The 17,708-nt window shown below is 67.9% G+C and carries 19 protein-coding genes; 10 read left to right on the top strand and 9 right to left on the bottom strand.

Going from position 1 to position 17,708, the window contains the following annotated elements:
• Positions 1-2: 2 nt before the first annotated feature.
• The 3 genes from H0523_RS19480 to H0523_RS19470 all read right to left on the bottom strand — a co-directional run bounded on the left by H0523_RS19480 (position 3) and on the right by H0523_RS19470 (position 3,185).
• A complete protein-coding gene (locus tag H0523_RS19480) occupies positions 3-1,121 on the bottom strand; it encodes a Re/Si-specific NAD(P)(+) transhydrogenase subunit alpha (RefSeq protein WP_054433309.1) in 1,119 nt (372 codons plus the stop codon).
• 128 nt (positions 1,122-1,249) lie between these two features.
• The gene (locus tag H0523_RS19475) at positions 1,250-2,125 is read right to left on the bottom strand and encodes an N-formylglutamate amidohydrolase (RefSeq protein WP_054433308.1); all 876 of its coding nucleotides are present in this window, start codon (positions 2,123-2,125) and stop codon (positions 1,250-1,252) included.
• A 70-nt stretch (positions 2,126-2,195) separates the two neighbouring features.
• Positions 2,196-3,185, bottom strand: a complete 990-nt coding sequence (locus tag H0523_RS19470) for a Bug family tripartite tricarboxylate transporter substrate binding protein (protein WP_054433307.1) — start codon at positions 3,183-3,185, stop codon at positions 2,196-2,198.
• 190 nt (positions 3,186-3,375) lie between these two features.
• On the opposite strand from H0523_RS19470, the gene gcvA reads away from it, so the two are divergent.
• The 3 genes from gcvA to H0523_RS19455 all read left to right on the top strand — a co-directional run bounded on the left by gcvA (position 3,376) and on the right by H0523_RS19455 (position 6,370).
• A complete protein-coding gene (gene gcvA, locus H0523_RS19465) occupies positions 3,376-4,296 on the top strand; it encodes a transcriptional regulator GcvA (protein WP_054433306.1) in 921 nt (306 codons plus the stop codon).
• Between the two features lie 12 nt (positions 4,297-4,308).
• Positions 4,309-5,427 carry a tRNA 2-thiouridine(34) synthase MnmA gene (gene mnmA, locus H0523_RS19460; protein WP_054433305.1) on the top strand — a complete coding sequence of 373 codons (1,119 nt, stop codon included), beginning with the start codon at positions 4,309-4,311 and terminating at the stop codon, positions 5,425-5,427.
• Positions 5,428-5,551: 124 nt separating this feature from the next.
• Positions 5,552-6,370 carry a sulfite exporter TauE/SafE family protein gene (locus H0523_RS19455; RefSeq protein WP_054433304.1) on the top strand — a complete coding sequence of 273 codons (819 nt, stop codon included), beginning with the start codon at positions 5,552-5,554 and terminating at the stop codon, positions 6,368-6,370.
• 62 nt (positions 6,371-6,432) lie between these two features.
• On the opposite strand, the gene H0523_RS19450 is transcribed toward H0523_RS19455, so the two are convergent.
• Positions 6,433-7,044, bottom strand: coding sequence for a glutathione S-transferase (locus H0523_RS19450; RefSeq protein WP_049072515.1), 612 nt, complete (start codon positions 7,042-7,044; stop codon positions 6,433-6,435).
• 161 nt (positions 7,045-7,205) lie between these two features.
• Here H0523_RS19450 and purB point away from each other — a divergent pair, with 161 nt between their 5' ends.
• Together purB and H0523_RS19440 are read left to right on the top strand one after the other, a co-directional pair.
• A complete protein-coding gene (purB, locus tag H0523_RS19445) occupies positions 7,206-8,582 on the top strand; it encodes an adenylosuccinate lyase (protein ID WP_054433303.1) in 1,377 nt (458 codons plus the stop codon).
• A gap of 56 nt (positions 8,583-8,638) precedes the next feature.
• Positions 8,639-9,097, top strand: a complete 459-nt coding sequence (locus tag H0523_RS19440; protein ID WP_006393799.1) for a c-type cytochrome — start codon at positions 8,639-8,641, stop codon at positions 9,095-9,097.
• 123 nt (positions 9,098-9,220) lie between these two features.
• On the opposite strand, the gene H0523_RS19435 is transcribed toward H0523_RS19440, so the two are convergent.
• The 3 genes from H0523_RS19435 to H0523_RS19425 all read right to left on the bottom strand — a co-directional run bounded on the left by H0523_RS19435 (position 9,221) and on the right by H0523_RS19425 (position 11,304).
• Positions 9,221-9,913 carry a cytochrome b/b6 domain-containing protein gene (locus H0523_RS19435; RefSeq protein WP_054433302.1) on the bottom strand — a complete coding sequence of 231 codons (693 nt, stop codon included), beginning with the start codon at positions 9,911-9,913 and terminating at the stop codon, positions 9,221-9,223.
• A gap of 87 nt (positions 9,914-10,000) precedes the next feature.
• Entirely contained in the window at positions 10,001-10,282 is a 282-nt protein-coding gene (locus tag H0523_RS19430; protein WP_006393801.1) for a hypothetical protein, read from the bottom strand.
• A 659-nt stretch (positions 10,283-10,941) separates the two neighbouring features.
• Positions 10,942-11,304, bottom strand: a complete 363-nt coding sequence (locus H0523_RS19425) for a hypothetical protein (RefSeq protein ID WP_054433301.1) — start codon at positions 11,302-11,304, stop codon at positions 10,942-10,944.
• A gap of 106 nt (positions 11,305-11,410) precedes the next feature.
• Here H0523_RS19425 and H0523_RS19420 point away from each other — a divergent pair, with 106 nt between their 5' ends.
• The 4 genes from H0523_RS19420 (at position 11,411) to H0523_RS19405 (ending at position 14,320) form a co-directional block, all read left to right on the top strand.
• On the top strand, positions 11,411-11,923 hold the full coding sequence (locus H0523_RS19420; protein WP_054433300.1) for a GNAT family N-acetyltransferase: 513 nt from the start codon (positions 11,411-11,413) through the stop codon (positions 11,921-11,923).
• Positions 11,924-12,077: 154 nt separating this feature from the next.
• Positions 12,078-12,773, top strand: coding sequence for a DUF3053 family protein (locus tag H0523_RS19415; RefSeq protein ID WP_054433299.1), 696 nt, complete (start codon positions 12,078-12,080; stop codon positions 12,771-12,773).
• Positions 12,774-12,841: 68 nt separating this feature from the next.
• Positions 12,842-13,945: an AI-2E family transporter gene (locus H0523_RS19410; RefSeq protein WP_054433298.1), complete on the top strand. Its 1,104-nt coding sequence runs from the start codon at positions 12,842-12,844 to the stop codon at positions 13,943-13,945.
• A gap of 150 nt (positions 13,946-14,095) precedes the next feature.
• Complete coding sequence (locus tag H0523_RS19405) at positions 14,096-14,320, top strand: hypothetical protein (protein ID WP_054433297.1); 225 nt, start codon at positions 14,096-14,098, stop codon at positions 14,318-14,320.
• Positions 14,321-14,388: 68 nt separating this feature from the next.
• On the opposite strand, the gene H0523_RS19400 is transcribed toward H0523_RS19405, so the two are convergent.
• Both H0523_RS19400 and H0523_RS19395 read right to left on the bottom strand, forming a co-directional pair.
• Entirely contained in the window at positions 14,389-16,206 is a 1,818-nt protein-coding gene (locus H0523_RS19400) for a DUF4153 domain-containing protein (protein ID WP_054433296.1), read from the bottom strand.
• 5 nt (positions 16,207-16,211) lie between these two features.
• A complete protein-coding gene (locus H0523_RS19395) occupies positions 16,212-16,973 on the bottom strand; it encodes a S24 family peptidase (protein WP_054433295.1) in 762 nt (253 codons plus the stop codon).
• A 326-nt stretch (positions 16,974-17,299) separates the two neighbouring features.
• On the opposite strand from H0523_RS19395, the gene H0523_RS19390 reads away from it, so the two are divergent.
• Entirely contained in the window at positions 17,300-17,557 is a 258-nt protein-coding gene (locus H0523_RS19390) for a hypothetical protein (RefSeq protein WP_006393809.1), read from the top strand.
• Positions 17,558-17,708: the final 151 nt, after the last annotated feature.

Here is a 17,708-nt window from a genome sequence, read left to right as displayed (position 1 = left end):
TGTCAGCTCCTGCGCGTCACATTGCCGCCTTCGCACACCAGGCAGGCCGCCACGATTTCATCGTCGCGCTGGATCGCCAGCGCGCCGTCCGCATTGATGATGAGTTTCAGGAAGTCGAGGATGTTGCGGGCGTAGAGCGCCGACGCATCGGTCGCCACCAGGCCGGGCAGGTTGGTCAGCCCGATCAGGGTCACGCCGTGCTTCTCGACCACCTTGCCCTTCTCGGATAGCGGGCAGTTGCCGCCGCGCTCGACCGCCAGGTCCACCAGCACCGAGCCGGGCTTCATGGCCGCGACGGTCTCGGCCGACACCAGCGTCGGCGCCGGCCGGCCCGGGATGAGCGCGGTGGTGATGACGATGTCGGCCTGCTTGCAGCGTTCCGACACCAGCGCCGCCTGCCGCGCCATCCAGGCCGGCGGCATGGGGCGGGCGTAGCCGCCCACGCCCTGCGCGATCTCGCGTTCCTCGTCGGTCTCGAACGGCACGTCGATGAACTTGGCGCCGAGCGATTCGACCTGCTCGCGCGCGGCGGGCCGCACGTCGGAGGCCTCGACCACCGCGCCCAGGCGCTTGGCCGTGGCGATGGCCTGCAGGCCGGCGACGCCGGTGCCCAGCACCACGGCGCGCGCGGCCTTGAGCGTGCCGGCGGCGGTCATCATCATGGGGATCAGGCGGCCGTAGTGGTGGGCCGCCAGCAGCACGGCCTTGTAGCCGGCCAGGTTGGCCTGCGACGACAGCACGTCCAGGCTTTGCGCGCGGGTGATGCGGGGCGCGGCTTCCAGCGCGAAGCCGGTCAGGCCGGCGCCGGCCATCTGCGCGAGGCCCTCGGCGTCGAATGGATCGAGCATGCCGATGACCACGGCGCCGGCTTTCATCTGCGGCAGTTCGGCCGCGGACGGGGCGCGAACCTTCATGACCAGCTCCGCCCCCAGGGCCTCCTGGGCGCTGCCGAGCGTCGCGCCGGCGGCCTCGTAGGCTTCATCCAGATAGCGCGCCGCATTGCCTGCGCCACGCTCCACGACAACGGTGTGTTTGCCGCCTACGTACTTCTTGACGGTCTCCGGTGTTGCTGCGACACGGGTTTCCCCGTCTCGGGTTTCCCTTGGTATCCCGATGTGCATCGACGCCTCTCCTCAGAAGGTTCGCCGTAGTTATAACGGATATACGCCCGGGGGACGAGGGTTCGGGCCGCCCAAATGAAAAGCCCCATGGGGTTAACCATGGGGCACCGGCGCGCAGGCGTCCGGCGTCAGGCCGTCTGCGCGCGAGTCCAGTCGATCAGCGCGGCGGTCAGGTCGCGCAGGTCGGCCTTGAGGCGGCCGTAGTTGGCCGACGGACGCAGGCTGACTTCGTCCATGTAGAGCTTGCGGTTGATTTCGATCTGCAGGCTGTGGCGGCCTTCGTCGGGACGGCCGAAGGCGCGCACCAGTTCGACGCCCTTGTAGGGATCGTTCACGGTCACGTTGTAGCCGCGCTCGCGCAGCCACGCCGCGATGAATTCGCGGAAGGCCGGGTCGCTGGTGCTGCCGTCGCGGTCGCCCAGCACGAAGTCGGGGTGGACCAGGCCGGGGCGGTCGGTGGCGTAGGCGCCGGCGACGCTGGGCATGGAGTGGCAGTTGATGTGCCAGACCTTGCCGAACTTCTGGTGGGCGCTGTCGAGCACCTGGCCGAGCGCGGCGTGGTACGGCTTCCAGCAGGCCTCGATGCGGTGCGTCACTTCCTCGACGCTCAGCTTGCGGTCGTACAGCGGCGTGCCGTCGTCCAGCATGCGCCAGATCAGGCCCTTGCCCAGCTTGACCTTGGGCGAGGCGTTGACCGCGCCGGGCCAGGCCTGCTCCAGCAGCAGTTCGTCGATTTCGTCGGGGGCGCGATTGGCATCGATGTAGGCGCGCGGAAAGCTCGCGGCGATCATGGGCACGCCCATGTCGATGGCGTCGCCCCACAGATCGTCAACCCAGGTGTCCTCGGCGGTGCGCAGGGCGCCGAAATCCACGGCGGGCGCGAAGTCGGGCGGGTAGGCGGTGCCGCTGTGCGGAGAGTCCAGCACGAGGGGGGCCGAGGGCGCCGAGTTCGGATATTGCTGCGGAAGGTCGAGCCGATAGGACAGGGGTTGGGTAATTCGCATATAGGGGTCGTGCGTTCGTGAATCGGAGACCCCCGCGCGCCGCGCGGGCGCGGCGGGGGCCGAAGATCGCTCAGTCGATCTTCACGTTGGCTTCTTTGGCGATGCGCTTGTTCTTGGCGATTTCAGCGGCGATCTGCTTGGCGAAGGCTTCGGGGCTGTTGGCGGCCGGCTCGGCGCCCAGCGCTTCCAGGCGCGACTTGACGTCGGCTTCGGCGCTGACCTTCTGCACGGCGGCGTTCAGCTTGGCCAGGATCGGGGCCGGCAGCTTGGCCGGGGCGACCAGGCCGAACCACGAGGCGTCGTTGACGGCGGGCAGGCCGACTTCGGCGAAGGTGGGCACATTCGGCAGGCTGGCGACGCGCTTGGGCGAGGCGACGGCCATGGCGATCAGGCGGCCGGACTGGACGTGCGGCAGGGTGGAGGGCAGGTTGTCGTACATGACGTCGACCTGGCCGGCCAGCGCGTCGTTCAGCGCCGGGCCCACGCCACGGTAGGGCACGTGCATCAGGTCGGTGCCCGAGGCCATCTTGAACAGTTCGCCCATCATGTGCGAGACCGAGCCGTTGCCGGCCGAGGCATACGTCAGCTTGCCCGGCTGGCTCTTGGCCAGCTTGATGAACTCGGCCATGTCCTTGGCCTGCACCTTCGGGTTGATGGTCATGATGTTCGGGACGGCGGCCAGGTTCGAGACCGGCGTGAAGTCCTTCTCGCCATCGAACGGCAGGTTCGGGTAGATGGCCGGGTTGATGCCGTGCGTGCTGACGGTGGCGATGCCCAGGGTGTAGCCGTCCGGCGCGCTGCTGGCGACGAAGGCGCTGCCGATCGAGCCGCCGGCGCCGCCGCGGTTTTCCACCACGACGGTCTGGTTCAGTTCCTTGCCGAGCTTGTCGGCGAACAGGCGGCCGACGATGTCGGTGGTGCCGCCGGGCGGGAACGGCACGATCAGGCGGATCGGCTTGCTCGGGTAGGCGTCTTCGGCATGGGCGATGCTCGAGGTCAGCGGCGTGGCCAGGGTCGCGGCGGCGACACAGAGGCCTAGGACTACATTACGGCGTTGCATGAATTCCCCTATGAATTGGAACGCGGATGCGCAAAAGGCAGACGCAAACAGGAAGATTCTTTCGTGCAAGGCCGGTTTGCACAAACGAAAGTTTCTCCTTAAGCTATGACTTTTTTTCATGCCTCTTTTGCGGCGGGGTTTCTTTTTGTAACTTCGCGCTCCGGAAACCCCGGTATCGAGGCGCTATCCCATGAGACGGTTCTGTCCCTCGCTCACCGACCTGCAGGCGTTCGAAGTCGCCGCCAGGCACAGCAGCTTTACCCGCGCCGCCCAGGAACTGTGCGTCACGCAGGGCGCGGTCAGTAAGCAAGTGAAACACCTGGAGGAGTTCGTCGGCGTCGAACTATTCCTGCGCATCAGGCAAGGCCTGGTCCTGACCGAGGCCGGCCGCAGCTATCTGACCAAGGTGCAGGCGGGGCTGGGCCAGATCGAGGCCGCCACCGTCGAACTGATCGCGCACCAGGGGCAGGGCGGCACGCTCAACCTGACCTGTATGCCGACCTTCGGCGCGCGCTGGCTGATCCCGCGCCTGACGGCCTTCATGCGGCTGCGGCCCGACATCCACGTGGAATTCCTGCCGCACCGCCAGGGCTATGACTTTTCCTCGCCCGAACTGGACGCCGCCGTGCGTTTCGGCGAAGGCATCTGGCCGGGCAGCGGCGCCGACTACATCGTCGGCCGCGAGATCCTGCCGGTCTGCAGCCCGCGCCTGATTCCGGGCGGCTGTAGCGTGCCGGCGGACCTGCTGGCCTATCCCCTGCTGCACCACACCTCGGCCCTCGAAGGCTGGCGCGACTGGTTCGAGCAGGCCGGCTGCGACAGCCGGCGCAGCCTGGAAGGGGCGCGTTTCGACCAGTACGCGCTGCTGTCGCAGGCCGCCGCCGCCGGTTTCGGCGTGGCGCTGATCCCGCGCTGCCTGATCGAGGACGAACTGCGCGACGGCAAGCTGGCGGTGGCGATCCAGCTGCCGATCCGCGCGCGCATGGGCTACTACCTGTGCTACCCCGACCAGAAGGCCAACCTGCCGACGCTGCAGGCGTTCCGGACCTGGCTGATGGAGGTTTCGCGGGCGGCCGAGCCGCAGCCGCAGGACGCGGCCAGCCCACGGTAAAATGGCGCCATCATGAGTCAAATATCCACCAAGAAAGGCCGCGTTGTCGTCGGCATGTCCGGCGGGGTCGATTCTTCGGTCACCGCCTGGCTGCTCAAGCAGCAAGGCTACGAGGTCGTCGGCCTGTTCATGAAGAACTGGGAAGACGACGACGATTCCGAATACTGCTCCACCCGCCAGGACCTGCTGGACGCGGCCAGCGTGGCCGACCTGGTGGGCGTGGAATTCGAATACGTCAATTTCGCCGCCGAATACAAGGACCGGGTGTTCGCCGAATTCCTGCGCGAATACTCGGCCGGCCGCACGCCCAATCCGGACGTGCTGTGCAACGCCGAGATCAAGTTCAAGGCCTTCCTCGACCACGCCATGGCGCTCGGCGCCGAACATATCGCCACCGGCCACTACGCCCGCGTGCGCGAAGTGGCGGCCGAGGGCGGCGGCTCGCGCTTCGAGCTGCTCAAGGCGCTGGACGGTTCCAAGGACCAGAGCTATTTCCTGCACCGCCTGAACCAGGCGCAGCTGTCGCGCACCCTGTTCCCGCTGGGCGAGATCCACAAGACCGAAGTGCGCCGCATCGCGCACGAGATCGGCCTGCACAACGCGGCCAAGAAGGACTCCACCGGCATCTGCTTCATCGGCGAGCGGCCGTTCCGCGAGTTCCTCAACCGCTACCTGCCGACCGAGCCGGGCCCGATCCTGACGCCCGAGGGGCAGAAGGTCGGGCGCCACGAGGGCCTGTCGTTCTACACGCTGGGCCAGCGCAAGGGCCTGGGCGTGGGCGGCGTGAAGGGCCGCCAGCGCGAAGACGGCACGGCCGAGGCCTGGTACGTGGCGCGCAAGGACCTCGAGCGCAACGTGCTCTACGTGGTGCAGGGGCATGACCACCCCTGGCTGCTGTCCGGCTCGCTGCGGGCGCAGGACGTCAGCTGGGTCGCCGGGCACGCGCCCGCCGCGGGGGAATACGGCGCCAAGACGCGCTACCGCCAGGCCGATGCCGCCTGCCGCCTGGGGGACGCGACCAGCGCGGGCTTCACGCTCGACTTCAGCGAACCGCAATGGGCGGTCACGCCCGGGCAATCGGCGGTGCTTTACGATGGCGATATCTGCCTGGGCGGCGGCATCATCGTCTAGGCGCGCCGGCCCGCGACAGGCCGTCGCAATACCGATAGCAGTTCCAGCCAGGCCCCGCGGGCGTCGCGTTCGCGGGGCCTGGCTCATGAAAAACGGCGCACGCCGACAACGAGAGGAGAGGGATGTGGATGTAACGATGGTGATTTGCCTGCTGGCGCTGGGCGCGGTGGCGGGTTTCGCGGCGGGTCTGCTGGGCATCGGCGGCGGCATGCTGCTGGTGCCGTTCCTGACGATGCTGTTCGCCTGGAAGGGCATGCCGGCCGACCTGGTGGTGCATGCCGCCATCGCCACCTCGATGACCTCGATCCTGTTCACCTCGATCTCCAGCGTGCGCGCGCACCAGCAGAAGGGCACCATCAAGTGGCCGATCGTCTGGGCCATGGCGCCGGGCATCATCCTGGGTGGCCTGCTGTCGGGCGGCGCGGTGTTCGCGGCGCTCAGCACCCTGTGGCTGTCGCTGTTCTTCGCGCTGTTCGTGGGCTATTCCGGCTGGAACATGCTGCGCAACAAGAAGCCCAAGCCCAGCCGCCAGATGCCGGGCGTGGTCGGCACCAGCGCGGCCGGCGCCGGCATCGGCTTCCTGTCGGGGCTGGTGGGGGCGGGCGGCGGCTTCCTGTCGGTGCCGTTCATGGTCTGGTGCAACGTGGCGCTGCACAACGCGGTCTCGACCTCGGCGGCGCTGGGCTTTCCCATCGCGCTGGCCAACAGCATCGGCTACGTGGTGTCGGGCTTGAACGAAGGCGCGACCCGGCCCGGCATGCTGGGCTACATCTATTGGCCGGCGCTGCTGGTGCTGGTGTGCGTGAGCGTGCTGACGGCGCCGCTGGGCGCGCGCATGGCGCACCGCCTGCCGGTGCAGACCCTGAAGCGGGTGTTCGCCTGCCTGCTGTTCGCGCTGGCGGCCTACATGCTGTTCAAGGCCGGCCAGGCATTCTGGGCCTGAGCTGGACGTGAAACCGGCCGCGCGAGGCGGCCGGAACAGGTCGGGTTGGCGCCGAGGGGGCGTCAGGCCGTCTTGGGGATGGTATCCACGAACGACTGGCGCTGCGACAGCTTGTCGTACAGGCGCGCCAGGTTGGGGTGGTTGGCGCGCCAGTCCAGTTCGGCAAAGCGCAGGTCCAGGTAGCCCAGGCCACAGCCCACGGCGATATCGGCCAGGCTGTAGTTGATGCCCATGCAGTGGGCGTTGTCGCCCAGGCTCTTGTCCATGGCGTCCAGGCTGGCGTGGATCTTGCCGTATTGGCGCTCGATCCATTCCGGGCTGCGCTGCGCCTCGGGGCGCTGCTTTTCCTTGACGATGGTGACGCAGGCGTCCAGCAGGCCATCGGCGATGGCTTCCCAGCATTTGACGGCCGCGCGATCACGGCCCGGCTGCGGAATCAGGCGGGCGACGGGCGACAAGGTGTCCAGGTACTCGACGATGACGCGCGAGTCGAACAGGGCGCCGCCATCTTCCATGACCAGGCAGGGCACCTTGCCCAGCGGGTTGTACGTTTGGATCTGCGTGTCGGCGGACCAGACGTTTTCGAGTTCAAGCCGATAATCCAGCTTTTTCTCGGCCATGACGATACGCACCTTGCGCACGTATGGACTGGTAAGCGAGCCGATCAGTTTCATGGATTCACAAGCGGAGTCGGAAAGCGGCCGAAGTATAGCAGGCCGCATGACGGCCAAACCGTCCGCGGGACGGAATCCCGTCCAGTTTGCCACAATGTTGCGCGGCCCTGAATGATAAAATCGCCGGGTTTTCCCATCCGCAGCTTTTTCTTTCCCAGACCATGCAAATCGCCGACCAGCTTAGCCAACTTAACGCCCTTTCGCCACTGGATGGCCGATATGCCTCCCGCGGCGACGCGCTGCGCGGGCTGCTCTCCGAGGCCGGTTTCATGGCCCACCGCGTCGAGGTCGAGGTGGCCTGGCTGGTGGCCCTGTCCGACGCCGGCCTGCCGGAACTGCCCGCCTTCTCCCAGGAAGCCCGCGCCCGCCTGCAACAGCTGGTGCGCGACTTCTCCGAAGCCGATGCCGCCCGCATCAAGGACATCGAGCGCGTCACCAACCACGACGTCAAGGCCGTCGAGTACTGGCTCAAGGAAAAGGTCGCCGACCACGCCGAACTGGCGGCCGCGGCCGAATTCATCCATTTCGCCTGCACCTCCGAGGACATCAACAACACCTCGCACGCGCTGATGCTGTCGCGCGCCCGTAGCGAAGTGGTGCTGCCGCGCCTGCGTGAAATCGCCGCCAAGCTCAACGACATGGCCGTGGCCCAGGCCGACCAGCCGATGCTGTCGCGCACCCACGGCCAGCCGGCCAGCCCGACCACGCTGGGCAAGGAATTCGCCAACGTCGCGGCGCGCCTGAACCGCGCCATCGCCGCGGTCGAAGCGGTCGAGCCGCTGGCCAAGCTCAACGGCGCCACCGGCAACTACAACGCCCACCTGTCGGCCTACCCGGAAATCGACTGGCCCGCCTTCAGCCAGCGCGTGCTGGCCGGCCTGGGCCTGACCCAGAACCGCCACACCATCCAGATCGAACCGCATGACTGGATGTCGGCGCTGTTCGACGCCATCGTGCGCGCCAACATCATCGTGCTCGACCTGGACCGCGACATCTGGGGCTACGTGGCCCTGGGCTACTTCAAGCAGCGCCTGAAGGAAGGCGAGGTCGGTTCGTCGACCATGCCGCACAAGGTCAACCCGATCGACTTCGAGAACTCCGAAGGCAACCTGGGCCTGGCCAACGCCGTGCTGCGCCATCTGTCTGATAAATTGCCGATCTCCCGCTGGCAGCGCGACCTGACCGACTCCACGGTGCTGCGCAACCTGGGCGTGGGCCTGGGTTACTGCCTGGTGGCGTGGGACGCCTGCATGCGCGGCCTGGGCAAGCTGGAAGTCAACGTCGCCGCGATCGATGCCGACATCGACGCCTGCTGGGAAGTGCTGGCCGAGCCGGTGCAGACCGTCATGCGCCGCTATGGCCTGCCGCAGCCGTACGAACAGCTCAAAGCTTTGACGCGCGGCAAGGGCATCACCGAGGAAGCCCTGCGAGAATTCATCCAGGGCCTGGCCCTGCCGGACGAACCCAAGGCGCGCCTGCTGGCGATGACCCCGCGTTCGTATATCGGCCTGGCCGCGGACCTGGCCCGGGCGGTATAGTCGCCTTGCCGCGCGCCGGGCGCGCGGCATCCTTGTTGTATTTACGGGAGATTGCAATGAAGAAGTTGTCCACGCTCGCCGCGCTGGCCTGTATGACTGTCGGGTCGCTGCTGGCGACCTCGGCCCAGGCGCAGTTCGCCAAGCCGGAAGATGCCGTCAAGTACCGCCAGTCGGCGCTGACGCTGATGGCCTCGCACTTTGGCCGCATGACGCCGGTGATCAAGGGCCAGGCGCCTTACGACGCGGCCCAGATCAAGGCCAACGTCGAAGTGCTCAAGACGCTGTCGGCCCTGCCGTGGACGGCTTTCGGCGCGGGTACGGAAGGCGGCGACGCCCGTCCGGAAATCTGGAGCGACGCGGCCGGCTTCAAGCAGAAGCAGCAGGCGTTCCAGGACAACATCGTCAAGCTGTCGGCCGCCGCCGACGCCGGCGACCTCGACAAGCTGCGCGCCGCCTTTGGCGACGTGGGCGCCAGCTGCAAGGCCTGCCACGACGCCTACCGCAAGAAGAAATAAGCCGCTCGCGCGCCCCCGCGGCGCCGCATGCAAAAAGCCCCTCGGTCGAGGGGCTTTTCTTTTGGCGCGCCGTTCGGATATCGCGCTTTGCGCGCCGGTCGGCGCGATGCGCGCGCGGGAAGGCTACGAGAACGACATGTCCGCGGCGATCTCCAGCGAGCGGATCCACAGCACCAGGCCGGTGACGCACGCCCCCAGGATCAGGGCGCGCAGCCAGATCGCGAACCCGTCCTGGGTCGGCGGCGTGCCGGCCGGGACGTCTTTCGGATCGACGTTGCCGGTGATGATGGCGCGCACCAGCCGCTTGCGCCGCACCAGCGCATACCAGGCCACGGCCAACAGGTGCAGAGCGATCAGGCCGATGATGACCCATTCATTGAGCTTGTGCCACGAGGTGAGCAGGCTGGCGGTGGACTCGCTGACGTGGCCGAACAGCGGGCCCTGCGTCATGATGTCGTCGGTGGTGAACAGGCCGCTGACTGCCTGGAAACCGATCACCAGCAGCAGCGCCAGCACCGACAGCGCGCCCAGCGGGTTGTGGCCGGCGGGCGCGGCCGCGCCCTTGAGATACTTGGCTACCGCGCGCGGACCGCGCACGAATTGCGCGAAGCGCGCATAGCGGGGGCCGACAAAGCCCCACAGCAGGCGGAAGATGATCAGGCCCAGCGCGGTACAGCCGAAGCGCACGTGCCAGTCCATGTACAGCCCGCCCAGCTTGACGCTGACGAAGGCGCCGACGATACAGACGACGAGCGCCCAGTGGAAGAGGCGGGTGGGGAGGTCCCAGATGCGGATGGCAAGCCGGTTGTTTTGCATGATGGTCGCGCGTTGACTGCGTTGCCTGCGACTGTATCACGCACAAATGACGCCGCCGCGGCACGGCCGCGGCGGGTTTGCGCTGTGTCAGCGAGCGGCGCGACGCACCGGTTCGATGCGGTGCACGTGCTCGTGACGGAAGCGGATGCGCTGGCCGGGCGCCTTTTGCGCGGCTGCTCCGCACGGCACGACTTCGGTGGTGTACGTGGTCGTGCCGTCGATCGGCGCGTTGAAGATCACGGCGGCACGGATGGCCGGGCCGTGGGCCGGTTGCAGATAAACGATGTCGCCGATGTGGATCGGCATGTTGTCCAGCTTGGTATGCGCCGGACGTCGGATCAGGTCCGAGGTCGTGAAACGAGTATTCATGGTGTTGTTCTCTTTCAAGTTCTTGTTATGGGAATTGCCGTGTAGTGCATGACACTAACGTGCATGACACTAACGCATCTCCGTTACCGGCATTTTGCGCATTCTCATGGTTTGCTTGCGCGCCGCGCCGGTGGCGGAGGTACTGACCGCGGGCATGCGCCTGCGGCTTGCTGCCGGGCCGCGTCGGTCAGGGACGGACGGCGGTCCAGGCGGGCGGTGGCGTTGGGTCGCCGCCGCGAATGGGGTGCTGCGGGGTTACCGCGGCTTGGGGCTACCGCGGCTATCGGGCTGCGGATGAAGGTTTCCCGATCAGGCCGGACTGGGCGGAAAGATCAGAAAACGGCAGTGTGTGTCGTAAGACGAACCCTGGGTGGGGGATGGCCTTGCCATCCATCATGATGGCATCAATCAGGTCTGCGTTGTTAGGGTTGTCTGTCGCAGAACCGGGTGACGCCCATCGGGTGAAACCGGACCCAGGAAGGGTATTTTGCAAGCGTCTGGCAAGTGGGCCAGATGGGCAAAAACATGAGCCATTTACCGGCTCAACTGCTAATGATATAGCTAGTGCCGTGATTTTGCAAGAGTTTTTTTGGTGCAGGGGCGTGTCGCGCCGGGACGGGGCAGGGGGAGGCGTGCGCCGGCAGGCCTCCGGATGCCCGTCAGTGGCTGGTGGGGCCGGCCGCCTGGCGCTGGGCCTCGATGATCAGGCCTTCCAGGCGCGGCGACATCCGCAAGGCGACCTGGGCGGCGGTCGAGCCGTCCGGGCGGGTGTCGGTCTCCAGGGCCAGTTCGACGCGTTCGTCATCGAAGGCTTCGGGGGCGGCTTCGATCTCGACATAGCGTTCGAGCAGCGCGTCCACGGCTTTCTGCGCGTCGGCCAGCGCCTCCTGGTTCAGGTGGCCGGGGCGCAGGTACTGGTTGGCCACGCGCGCCAGGTCGCTCATGAAATACAGCAGCGCGGCGGCGCCGCGGCAGTCGGGCTGGGCAAAGCCCCAGGTGTCGGGGGAAACGTCTTGAGTCATTCCGTGGGATGGCTGGGAGGGTGGGCGGCCCGGGCGGGCCGGTAAACCGACATTCTAGGGGGTAACGGCGGGGGATGCCGTCCGGCTGGTGCATACTTGGCGCCCCATGATTCGACACGCCCAATCCGCCGACCTGGCCTTCCTGCCCGATATCGAGCGCTCCGCCGCCCAGCGCTTTCTTGGCACGCCCATGGCCTGGGCCGCCACCGGCGAGACCCTGCCGCCAGCGGCGCTGGCACATGCGGCGCAGGCCGGACTGCTGTGGGTCGCGGTGGACGACGGCGACCGGCCCGTGGGGTTCGCGTTGGCGCAGCCGATGGAGGGCGACCTCTTTCTGGCGGAGATGTCGGTCGCCAGCCCGTGGCAGGGCCGCGGCCTGGGCGGCGGCCTGCTGCGCGCGCTGGTCGCGCAGGCGCGGGAGGCGGCGGTCTACGACGCGGTCGTCCTGACGACCGACCGGGAGCTGCCCTGGAATGGCCCGTTCTACCAGCGGCACGGCTTTGTCGAAGTGCCAGCGGGGCAATTGACGCCGGCATTGCGCGCGCGGCTGCGGGAGGAGGCGGCAGGGGGATTCGATCCCGCCCGCCGCTGCGCGATGCGTCTCGCGTGGTCGGTCTGAGCGCGACGACCGGCCTGTGTCATATCGCTTCGACGGCAACAAAATCCGCCCGCCGGCGGCACGCGGCGGACGCTTCGGGATAATCTGGCCGGGGGCGCCGGCTGCATGGCGGGCCGGTTGCCGCGCCGCAACGGACTACGCAAGGAGGAAGGGCATGGCAATGCTGCGGATCTGCCTGGCCACCCTGGCGGCGGCCACGGTGCTGGCGCTGGCGGCGTGCGGCAATCGCGAGCCGCAGGAGCGGGCGGCCTTCATCGGCCTGCTGCAGCAACGTATCGCGGCGGGCGCGCTGGCGCCGATCGGCGCGCTGAGCGAGGCCGAGTCGGACGCCATTGGCCGTTATCGCGACGCCTATGCGGTCATCACGGATTTCCAGGACGCCCTGGCCAAGGCCGCGGCGCCGCTGCGTCCGGTGCTGGCGGCCGAGCGCATCCAGTCTGTTGATGACATCGTGCGGCGACGCCAGGCCCTGGTCGACGCACGCGCGACGTTGGCTGAGAGCGCCCGCCGGTTGCAGTCCGCGCAGGCCCGCGCCGACAAGGCGCGCGGTGCGATGGAACTGGCGCCGGATCTCGCGCCGGTCTATGACGGCGTGTACGACGAGGCCGTCACGGCGCCGGTGGCCGAGTTGATGGATGCCGCGGGCAAGATGGACACGGTGGCGCGCGACGCCCTGGGCGTGGCCGACTTCGTGGCTGCCCATGCCGGCGATATCGCTTTGGAGGACGGTCAGGCCAAGGTCGCCACGCCGTCGCTGCAGCAGCAACTGAACCAGCGGTTGGAGGCGCTGAATGCGCAGGCCGGAGCGTTGGAGCAGGCCCGCGCCGTGGTGGCGCGACAAGCTCCGTAGCACAGGCCCATCGACAAGCCCTTAGTACAATGCGGGTCTCGCGGCGCATGCCGCGCCTTGGACGGAACATGAGCCAATCCTCAAGCTTGCATTACCGGACTTTCCTGCTCCTCCTGGTGGTGGTCTCCATCGCGTTCGGCTGGTTGCTGTGGCCGTTCTACGGCGCGGTGTTCTGGGGCGCCATCCTGGCCATCCTGTTCGCGCCGCTGCAGCGGCGCCTGGTGCCGCGCATCGGCGGACGGCGCAATCTGGCGGCCCTGATCACGCTGGCGCTGGTGCTGCTGCTGGTGATCCTGCCGCTGGTGGTCATCAGCGGGTCGTTGGTGAGCGAGGGCGCGAACCTCTACCAGAGCATCAAGTCCGGGCAGATCAACTTCGGCGCCTACTTCCAGCAGGCCATGGAGGCGCTGCCGCCTTCGGTGCACGACCTGCTGGCGCGGTTCGACCTGGCCGACATTCCCAGCCTGCAGGAAAAGCTCAGCGCGGGCGCGATGCAGGTAAGCCAGTTCCTGGCGACCCAGGCGCTCAGCATCGGGCAGGACACGTTCCAGTTCGTGATCAGCTTCGGCATCATGCTGTACCTGCTGTTCTTCCTGCTGCGCGACGGCCCGCAATTGGGCCTGCGCATCAAGCGCGCCATGCCGCTCAGCGACACGCACAAGCATCACCTGTTCCGCAAGTTCACGACGGTGGTGCGCGCCACGGTCAAGGGCAATATCGCGGTGGCGGCATCGCAGGGCGCGCTGGGGGGCATCATCTTCTCCATCCTGGGCATCCAGGGCGCGCTGCTGTGGGGCGTCATCATGGGCTTCCTGTCGCTGTTGCCGGCGGTGGGGGCGGGGCTGATCTGGGCGCCGGTGGCGATCTATTTCCTGTTGACGGGCGCGACCATCAAGGGCGCGGTGCTGATCGCCTTCGGCGTGCTGGTGATCGGCATGGTCGACAACGTGCTGCGGCCGATCCTGGTGGGCAAGGACACCAAGATGCCCGACTACGTGGTGCTGATCTCGACGCTGGGCGGCATGGCGCTGTTCGGCCTGAACGGCTTCGTCATCGGGCCGCTGATCGCCGCGCTGTTCATGGCCTGCTGGGACCTGTTCTCGCCCCCCGCCGAGGCCGCCGCCGAGCCGGCCGAGCCGCCGCCTCCGTCCTCGCCCGAGAAGGCGGATTGAAGGCGTTGCATCCGGTCAAGCCGCCGTCAGCGCGGCCGGTGTAAGGTGGTGATGGCGTCGGTCTTCGCGGGCCGGCGCCACGCGTCAATGGCGCTGCCGGCCGCACGCCGGCAGCGCGCCTTTCCCTCTCTTACCTGGAGCACGTCGGATATGGACTGGAAACTGCACAAGTCGGGCTGGATCGAAGAACGCAACTTCGACATCGAACTGGCCGAAACCCCCGAGGGCTACCACGCCCGAGTCCGCGTCTTCGGCTTTCCCGTGCTGGAAGACACCAAGCACGTGTTCCCGAACGAGGCGCTGGCGGAAAAGGGCGCGCTGACCCTGCTCAAGAGCCAGTTCGCCGGCACGCCGGACCTGGAAGAAAAGCCGTAACCGTCATGCCAGCGGCGGCCGGCGCGACGCGCGCGGGCTGCCCCTGGAGCATGCCCGCGCCGCGCCGTTCAGCGTAGCGGCAGGCGCCGCCCGCCCACGATCAGGTCGCGGTCCTGGCGCGGCTCGGTATGCACCTGGCCTTGCGCCAGCGCGCCGCCGATATCGACGTCAGGATCGCCTTCCGCCCTGCGATGGGTCTTGGAGGCGAGCACGCGCCAGGTGTTTTCATCCAGCCGCTGATAGCTCAGGAACGTCTGGTAGCCTTCCGTGCTGGCGTTCGCGCGCGGCGGCACGTACAGGACCAGGTCATCCGCACCGGGGCCGGTGATGTCCGCATGGATCAGCCAGCAACGCGCGCCGTTCAAGGCGGGATCGGCGGGGGAGGCGGCCGCGGCCTGTTCGGCGTTCACGCATCGATCCAGTTCGAACGGGCTTTGCGCCGCGGCATAGCGCCACCACGCGTCCGGCGCCGGACTGCCCGCGGGATAGACCTGCAGGCTGTCCGGCTTGACCAGCGAGGCGGCCAGGCCGGACTTGCGCGGGCCCCAGTCGTAATACTGGCCCTTCAGCGCATCGGCGGCGGCGACCGCGATCCGGGGCGATTGCGCCTGGGCGGCGCCGGCGGCCAGCTTGTGCATCGCCTGCCGGCCGTATTCACCGCGATCCTTCGCGGCCGAGAGATAGCTGAAGTCCTCGGGAGGAACGTGACCGTCGATCAGGCGTTGCACCTGGCTGTTGATCTCGATGCGCTCGGGGCTCAGGACTGGCGTGCTCACCAGGGCCAGCACGACCAACGCGCAGAACGCCGCGGCGATGTTGGTGCCGCCCAGGATCGTGTGAAAGCGCCGCGCCGCCAACGCCGCCCAGGCATAGCCCAGCGCGTAGAGCGTCAGCAGGATCGCGGCGTACAGGCCCCAGATGCGCGGAATGGTCCAGCCGTACTGCTCGATGCGCACCACCAGCCCGTACAACGCCACCAGCGCCAGCGGCAGCAGGCCGATCGCCGCCACGCGCAGCACCGTGCGCAGGCGCGGGCCGAAGGGCGGGGCCTGCGGGCTGTCCTGCCAGGCGGAGTTGATGAGCTTGATCCATAGCGCGCTGAAGGCGATCAGCGCCCCGGCGGACAGGGCGCCGGCCTGCAGGTCCAGCGTCAACCGGGCCGCCAGCGCCAGTGCGAAAGCGATGCCGACCAGCGCGACCAGCGGCAGCAGCCACGCGGTGAGCGTGAGCCACGAGCGTTGCAGCGTGTCCGCCAGCTGCGGGCGGCGGTGCACGCCCACCAGGCAGACCGCCAGCACCAGCGGCATGACGCCGAGCACGAAACGGGTGGATTTGACGACCCGGCCGACCGCGGTGATGCCGATCATGCCGAACATGGCGCTGGCGGCCCAGAACAGCAGCCAGACCGCCAGGGCGAGGCCGCCGGCCAGCGCCAGCTTGACGGTGTTGCGCCAGGCCGCGCGGAACACGGCGGGATAGTCCCAGCCGGGCCGGGACGGGTCGAGCGCCTGGATCAGCGGCAGCAGCATGAAGCCGCTGGCGGCGGTGATCAGCGTCGCCAGGGACCGGGAGCCGCTGTCGGTATAGGGCAGGGGCTGCGAGCCCAGCAGCGCGACCAGCCCGTACGCGTGCAGCGCGGGCAGCGCCAGGCCGTAGGCCGCCAGCGCCAGCAGCCAGCGCCTGCCCGCGCGCATGCCGGCCAGCATGGCGCCGGCCAGCGGCACCAGCCAGATCCACTGGATCGCGAACAGGGTGGCGAACAGGTTGTGCCATGGCCACACGCGGTTCAGCAGCGCGGCATGCAGCGCCAAGGCCAGCAGCGCGCCGAGCGCGCCATAGACCAGGATGGTTTTTTCGGGGGCCGACAGGCGGGAAGGGGTTGCCATGGGGGTTAGAAGTCCTCGCTGCGCCAGACCTTCAGCACGCGGCCGAAGACCTCGAAATCCATGCCTTCGGTGATGTCCCAGGCGTCGTACTTGGTGTTCTCGGATTTGGCCCTGACCACCAGGCCAGTGGCGGTGGGAATGCGTTGCAGCCGCTTGATGAAGCCTTCGCTGCCGACGCGGAAGAAGTAGATGGCGTCGTATTCGACGGCCTGCACGCCGCGGTCGACGATCAGGGGATCGCCGGGGTTGAACATGGGGCGCATGGAATCGCCGAACCCCGTGACGATGCACAGGTTCTTCGAGGCGGAGAAACCCCGCACGTTCTTCTGCAGCCACTCCGGGCTGACGTTCCAGCTCTGGATGACGCCGGGCTGGTCGCGCAGTTCCAGGCCATTGCCCATTGCGCCGCCGGTGTCGAACTGGGCGATGAGGACGTTGCCGTGATCCGGCCTGCCCAGCCGCGCGGGGTGGAAGGAGACGAGCCGGCCCGCGGGTTCGTCGGCCATGACGTCGGGCGAGAGTTCGCGCCACAGGTCGGGGTGGGGCAGGTCCATCCAGTGGGCGGGCTGGCCCAGGCCGGCGGCCAGCTTGGCGGCCAGCGCGTCGCCGACCCGGCGTGGGTTCTTGTCGCGCCTGCCCTGGAACCCTTGAAGGATCTGGTCGAGGTATTTGCGACTGACGCCGGCGCGTTCGGCCAGGCGGTCGACGCCCCCCGCTTCGTGCACGGCGTACTTGAGGTTGTTCAGTCGTATCGAGCGGATGTCCATGGTAGCGATAGTAGCAACCCGCTACCGCAAAGTACAGTAGCGATTCGCTGTTGATTTTTTGGTAGCGACTCGCTACCATGACTTTCATCCCGGAGATAGTCGGGCCGACCGCAAGCCCCTGTCCAGGCGGCTTGCGGCTTGTACGGATCCGGCGGGGCTCGCCGCCGCGGCCGTGGCGATTTGGGGGTGACCGGCAAATGTGACCCGCCAATCGCTGCCCTGGTAGCGATTCCTGCGCCGCCGACGTTCCCGGGAATACGACGAACGGCAAGCTTGCATCAAGGAAAAAAAAGCATGAACAAGCGTCTTGGCGGGGAGGCATCCCGATGAAATATGCAACCGAAGTGCTGGACCTCATGGCGGCGGCGCCGGGGCGTCCGTGGCGCATGGCGGAACTGGTGCGCGGCGCGTCCGGCGCCCGCGAACTGACGCGGCGCGAACGCAACGCAATGCGACAGGCGATCCTGCGCGTGCTCGAAACCCTGCACGAGGGCGGCCAGGTGGCCCGCATCGAGCATGCGCGCAACTCGCTGACCTACGTCTGGGGCGAAGTGCGACGCGAGGGGGATTGCCTGCACGCCTGATGGGGCGGCAGAATGCATCCATGTCGTCGCGCCACCCGCCGACGATCCGTCCAGGCGCCGATGCGCTGGAACGCTGAAGAAAAAGGCCCGCCCACCGCGGGCCTTTTTTATGAGAGGGTACGTTCGTGCGAAGGCGCCATTCATGACGCGG

The sequence above is a fragment of the Achromobacter insuavis genome (genome assembly GCF_902859645.1).
Classification (GTDB): domain Bacteria; phylum Pseudomonadota; class Gammaproteobacteria; order Burkholderiales; family Burkholderiaceae_B; genus Achromobacter; species Achromobacter insuavis.
Note: the sequence above shows the minus strand (reverse complement) of the source record. Positions and strands in the feature narration are given on the sequence as shown.

What these genes read in the sequence shown, in the direction of transcription:
- H0523_RS19480 (WP_054433309.1), bottom strand. Translation starts at nt 1,121, where the DNA reads ATGCACATCGGGATACCAAGGGAAACCCGAGACGGGGAAACCCGTGTC.
- H0523_RS19475 (WP_054433308.1), bottom strand. Translation starts at nt 2,125, where the DNA reads ATGCGAATTACCCAACCCCTGTCCTATCGGCTCGACCTTCCGCAGCAA.
- H0523_RS19470 (WP_054433307.1), bottom strand. Translation starts at nt 3,185, where the DNA reads ATGCAACGCCGTAATGTAGTCCTAGGCCTCTGTGTCGCCGCCGCGACC.
- gcvA (WP_054433306.1), top strand. Translation starts at nt 3,376, where the DNA reads ATGAGACGGTTCTGTCCCTCGCTCACCGACCTGCAGGCGTTCGAAGTC.
- mnmA (WP_054433305.1), top strand. Translation starts at nt 4,309, where the DNA reads ATGAGTCAAATATCCACCAAGAAAGGCCGCGTTGTCGTCGGCATGTCC.
- H0523_RS19450 (WP_049072515.1), bottom strand. Translation starts at nt 7,044, where the DNA reads ATGAAACTGATCGGCTCGCTTACCAGTCCATACGTGCGCAAGGTGCGT.
- purB (WP_054433303.1), top strand. Translation starts at nt 7,206, where the DNA reads ATGCAAATCGCCGACCAGCTTAGCCAACTTAACGCCCTTTCGCCACTG.
- H0523_RS19440 (WP_006393799.1), top strand. Translation starts at nt 8,639, where the DNA reads ATGAAGAAGTTGTCCACGCTCGCCGCGCTGGCCTGTATGACTGTCGGG.
- H0523_RS19435 (WP_054433302.1), bottom strand. Translation starts at nt 9,913, where the DNA reads ATGCAAAACAACCGGCTTGCCATCCGCATCTGGGACCTCCCCACCCGC.
- H0523_RS19430 (WP_006393801.1), bottom strand. Translation starts at nt 10,282, where the DNA reads ATGAATACTCGTTTCACGACCTCGGACCTGATCCGACGTCCGGCGCAT.
- H0523_RS19425 (WP_054433301.1), bottom strand. Translation starts at nt 11,304, where the DNA reads ATGACTCAAGACGTTTCCCCCGACACCTGGGGCTTTGCCCAGCCCGAC.
- H0523_RS19420 (WP_054433300.1), top strand. Translation starts at nt 11,411, where the DNA reads ATGATTCGACACGCCCAATCCGCCGACCTGGCCTTCCTGCCCGATATC.
- H0523_RS19415 (WP_054433299.1), top strand. Translation starts at nt 12,078, where the DNA reads ATGGCAATGCTGCGGATCTGCCTGGCCACCCTGGCGGCGGCCACGGTG.
- H0523_RS19410 (WP_054433298.1), top strand. Translation starts at nt 12,842, where the DNA reads ATGAGCCAATCCTCAAGCTTGCATTACCGGACTTTCCTGCTCCTCCTG.
- H0523_RS19405 (WP_054433297.1), top strand. Translation starts at nt 14,096, where the DNA reads ATGGACTGGAAACTGCACAAGTCGGGCTGGATCGAAGAACGCAACTTC.
- H0523_RS19400 (WP_054433296.1), bottom strand. Translation starts at nt 16,206, where the DNA reads ATGGCAACCCCTTCCCGCCTGTCGGCCCCCGAAAAAACCATCCTGGTC.
- H0523_RS19395 (WP_054433295.1), bottom strand. Translation starts at nt 16,973, where the DNA reads ATGGACATCCGCTCGATACGACTGAACAACCTCAAGTACGCCGTGCAC.
- H0523_RS19390 (WP_006393809.1), top strand. Translation starts at nt 17,300, where the DNA reads ATGAAATATGCAACCGAAGTGCTGGACCTCATGGCGGCGGCGCCGGGG.